Origin of the sequence: Silvanigrella sp. (genome assembly GCF_044369315.1) — a bacterium.
In the GTDB taxonomy this organism is placed as follows: domain Bacteria; phylum Bdellovibrionota_B; class Oligoflexia; order Silvanigrellales; family Silvanigrellaceae; genus Silvanigrella.
In genome coordinates this window covers 1-3,473 of the sequence record NZ_JBIPMD010000294.1, presented here as the reverse complement: position 1 = coordinate 3,473, position 3,473 = coordinate 1, and the positions used below count along the sequence as shown (strand labels likewise).

The 3,473-nt window shown below is 29.3% G+C and carries 6 protein-coding genes; 2 read left to right on the top strand and 4 right to left on the bottom strand.

Features of this window, described 5'->3' with window-relative positions; genetic code table 11:
* Window positions 1-85: 85 nt before the first annotated feature.
* The gene (locus ACIQ56_RS15725) at window positions 86-283 is read right to left on the bottom strand and encodes a hypothetical protein (RefSeq protein WP_397601989.1); all 198 of its coding nucleotides are present in this window, start codon (window positions 281-283) and stop codon (window positions 86-88) included.
* A gap of 463 nt (window positions 284-746) precedes the next feature.
* On the opposite strand from ACIQ56_RS15725, the gene ACIQ56_RS15720 reads away from it, so the two are divergent.
* Both ACIQ56_RS15720 and ACIQ56_RS15715 read left to right on the top strand, forming a co-directional pair.
* The gene (locus tag ACIQ56_RS15720; RefSeq protein WP_397601988.1) at window positions 747-1,106 is read left to right on the top strand and encodes a hypothetical protein; all 360 of its coding nucleotides are present in this window, start codon (window positions 747-749) and stop codon (window positions 1,104-1,106) included.
* 180 nt (window positions 1,107-1,286) lie between these two features.
* On the top strand, window positions 1,287-1,877 hold the full coding sequence (locus ACIQ56_RS15715; RefSeq protein WP_397601987.1) for a ribonuclease domain-containing protein: 591 nt from the start codon (window positions 1,287-1,289) through the stop codon (window positions 1,875-1,877).
* Between the two features lie 61 nt (window positions 1,878-1,938).
* On the opposite strand, the gene ACIQ56_RS15710 is transcribed toward ACIQ56_RS15715, so the two are convergent.
* The 3 genes from ACIQ56_RS15710 to ACIQ56_RS15700 all read right to left on the bottom strand — a co-directional run bounded on the left by ACIQ56_RS15710 (window position 1,939) and on the right by ACIQ56_RS15700 (window position 3,358).
* Window positions 1,939-2,487 (bottom strand): hypothetical protein, encoded by a 549-nt coding sequence (locus ACIQ56_RS15710; protein ID WP_397601986.1) that lies wholly within the window; start codon window positions 2,485-2,487, stop codon window positions 1,939-1,941.
* A gap of 57 nt (window positions 2,488-2,544) precedes the next feature.
* Complete coding sequence (locus ACIQ56_RS15705; RefSeq protein WP_397601985.1) at window positions 2,545-2,712, bottom strand: hypothetical protein; 168 nt, start codon at window positions 2,710-2,712, stop codon at window positions 2,545-2,547.
* Between the two features lie 166 nt (window positions 2,713-2,878).
* Window positions 2,879-3,358, bottom strand: coding sequence for a hypothetical protein (locus ACIQ56_RS15700; RefSeq protein WP_397601984.1), 480 nt, complete (start codon window positions 3,356-3,358; stop codon window positions 2,879-2,881).
* Window positions 3,359-3,473: the final 115 nt, after the last annotated feature.

Here is a 3,473-nt window from a genome sequence, read left to right as displayed (position 1 = left end):
GACAATTTTAAAAGTCTATTTTCCATCTCCATTTAAATCTCCTCCTCAAAAGGAGATTTAATTCTGGATTTATGCTTTGTAAAAATCACTTATTGGGAGGACACGATAATTCAACTAATGAAATATGAGTATTCATATCTTTTTGAATAGAATTAAAGGCAGGTAAATACATGTCAATAGTTAACGGATCAAATGCTGTTAATACTCCTAAAAGAATAACAAGCCATAAGTTTTTTCTATTAGGTAACAAAACAGAACGTGTACTTCCATTTGGCTGGTTCATTTTGTTTCTTTCATGTTTAAATTTTCTATTGATAATGTTTCTCAAATTCAATAAAAAAATTCAAGAGGATCTATATAAAATTTTTTTGACTCTTAAAATTTTATTAAAAACAAAAAGTTTTTAATAATATTAAAATTTGTAATAATTTTTGAAATAATATTTTTAATTTCTAAAATAAATGTTTTTAAATAATATTATTTTCAATCATTTAATCAATTTTGAGGCTTTCATCTTTTAAATGAAATTTTTTTGGGGTAGGTGAAGATATTTTGAGACTTGCTTAAATTCAAAGTGCATATTATCAAACGAATGATATTTATTAATTATTAAATTTTAAAATAATTTAAAATTAATATAAATATTAAGCAATAAATTAAATTTTACAATTTTAATTTTAGTTATATTTATCAAAGATAAATAATACAATCTTTAACCTATTCATTATTTAATAAGGATGTTTATAATGAAATTGTTTTACCGTTTTTTTTTACTAACTTTCTATGCTTTTTTTGTTGTTTTTAAATTGGATGCGCAAGCATTAGGATCTTATTTATTTTGTGTAAATCAAAATAATTCTTGGGATTGGGAATGGTCCAAGCCGAATAAACTTCAAAACATTGTTTGGGCGCCTGCTGATGCAGAAGGATTTTGGATTAAAGGTTCTGTATGGATATTACATACCCCTGAGTTTAATGAACATAGTACGCTTTCTGTTAACTTAGAAGGCATGCCTGTTCGTTTAAACTCGAATCGTATAAAAAGACATGCTATAAGTGAAGATAGTAAAATTCAAATTCCATTTGCGCTCAATTCTGTTTGTTAGACATTAGTTCAGACCTGTATCAATGAATTTGGAGAAAATTTTAGACATGTAGGTGCAGCAGGCCATGCACTTGCAAGGACAGATTGGGGATATATTGTTGCAGATAATCAAGTATGCCCAAATTGGAATATCCCAAAGGGATTAGTATTACACTCCGAATCCGGTTACTCTCTCCAAGGAATGATTGGACAAATAGCTGTAGATATTGCGGCAGGTGGTCCCGAAGAAAAAATAAATGTGCTGGATAAAATTTCAATTTCGTCTACAAAACCTATTAATAATTCTCATATTTCAATTTCTAGTAATGAACTTCCTAAAAAAATATCTTACAATACAAATGAAATCAATAATAATTTAATTCAAGCTCGAAATAATAATGCAAATCAAAATTTACATCCACAAACTACTGAGCCCCCTGTCATCACAGAAATTGAAAATAGCCAATCTGAAATTGGAAGTAGTAATGATTGGATTACAATAACAAAAAGATCTGGAATTCCAGATAGAGTTAAAACGAGATATAACGAAATTCAAGATTTTTATGTTAGAAATAAAAAATATCCGGCTCCTCGTGTATTTCAAAATAAAGAAGGACTAATTAAGGATTCAAATGGAAACATAGTGAACGGAGATTTATTAGAATATGATGTTCCTTATCCCGGCCAACAAGGTCGCGATAGAAAACGAATTGTAATTCAAAAATTTACTAAAAATTGGTGGTATACGAAAGATCATTATGACAGTTTTATAAAAATGCAAACCTTACCTTAAGAATTGAATTCTCATTAAAGAAGAGATTTGTTACCTTTAAGTATATGTATTTATATACAACTTATCCTATTCTAGGTATAGGTACTGCCTTACAAGAGGAATTAGAATACCCTGGTAAAATTGAAATTCCCATATTATTTTTTAATCCAAATCTATACCAACGAGGGCTGCTTGTATAACTTGCAGGTTGCGGATAAAAATTATCGGGACAGGCTTCTAGTATTTTTATATAATCTTTTTCATCAATGACAAAAATATTTTCTTTCCTACAGTTTGTTGTTGACGAAAAAATATTTACTTCATCCTTAGTATTGAGCCATTCCCCAGAAACACGAACATAAAAATATCCAAATTTGTCTTTATTTATGGCCCAATGCCAATCAGAACGATTTGCACTGTTCGCGCAATAAATTTTTACTTCATTTTCAAATTTGCCTGATGGTGTTAGACATTTCATATGTCCATCATATATTTTTTCGACTTTGTTTTGATATCCTTCTGCAAATCGATACCATACATCTCTAATGGATTTAGCAGGTTGAAAATGATGACCAGCAGGGCACGCATTTTGGGCTAAAGTAACACTTTGTGGATCAAGTACAAAAAACATAATCTGTTCATTCATTTTTGTGCTTTTTAAACTATAATTAGGATTATCGCAGCGCCCTTAAAGATGGTATCCTGTTACTTCAACATATTTTCCATTTTTGTGAATGGCCCATTTCCAAATAAGAGGATCATTTTTACGGGAACATAAGACGTAAGATTTTTCTTGTGAGTTTGCTGTCAATATAAAAAATGAAGATAATACAGACATATATTTAATTTTAAGCATTTTTGTTACCTTTTATATATAATTATAATTAAGGGTCAATTAATAAAACAATAATTTTAAGTAATATATCTTCTTTTTTGTCTCTAGATAGATCATCCTTCTTTGTTTATATTTACTATATTTAATTTATATGATGCAACGATTTTTTTGGAATAATTTAGCAGTCTTAAAAAACAACAGCGCATCCAATCATTGGAAGGTACTCTTCTTCAGTAATTACTTTAGATTGTCCTGTTGTTGTCCTAACTGGGGTATAACTATTGTAAGAAATATTGCGATAAGTAAATTGCATACCTAAAGAGAATGTTTTAGATAATGGAGCAAAATATCCCGCATCAAGTTGAAAACCTACACCATCTGAGGCTCTAAAATTTGGATGATTATATTGTGACCATGGGAAGAAATGTAGTAAAATTGCAAAATTATTTGCTGCAAAACCCGCTGATGCTCCTGCTGATACTCTTTGAATCGTTCCAGGAGTGTAGTCTCTTTTCATTGCGGAATAAATTAATCCTAAGTAAAATTTAATTTTAGTGTTAAAAAGATAACCTAATCTTATATCATATAGAAAATGAGATCTTTGGTCTTGAGCAGGGCTAACATTTGTTTCTTTATAATCATCGTTATAGTTATAGTATCCAATCATAGGGCTAAATACAATGATCTTCCCCCAATTTTATAGACACAATTAACCGACCTTTTTCATTGGTCTAGTTATTTCAAATATAACTGGAGACAGATATCCATTCGACGAATGCTTT

What these genes read in the sequence shown, in the direction of transcription:
- ACIQ56_RS15725 (WP_397601989.1), bottom strand. Translation starts at nt 283, where the DNA reads ATGAACCAGCCAAATGGAAGTACACGTTCTGTTTTGTTACCTAATAGA.
- ACIQ56_RS15720 (WP_397601988.1), top strand. Translation starts at nt 747, where the DNA reads ATGAAATTGTTTTACCGTTTTTTTTTACTAACTTTCTATGCTTTTTTT.
- ACIQ56_RS15715 (WP_397601987.1), top strand. Translation starts at nt 1,287, where the DNA reads ATGATTGGACAAATAGCTGTAGATATTGCGGCAGGTGGTCCCGAAGAA.
- ACIQ56_RS15710 (WP_397601986.1), bottom strand. Translation starts at nt 2,487, where the DNA reads ATGTTTTTTGTACTTGATCCACAAAGTGTTACTTTAGCCCAAAATGCG.
- ACIQ56_RS15705 (WP_397601985.1), bottom strand. Translation starts at nt 2,712, where the DNA reads ATGCTTAAAATTAAATATATGTCTGTATTATCTTCATTTTTTATATTG.
- ACIQ56_RS15700 (WP_397601984.1), bottom strand. Translation starts at nt 3,358, where the DNA reads ATGATTGGATACTATAACTATAACGATGATTATAAAGAAACAAATGTT.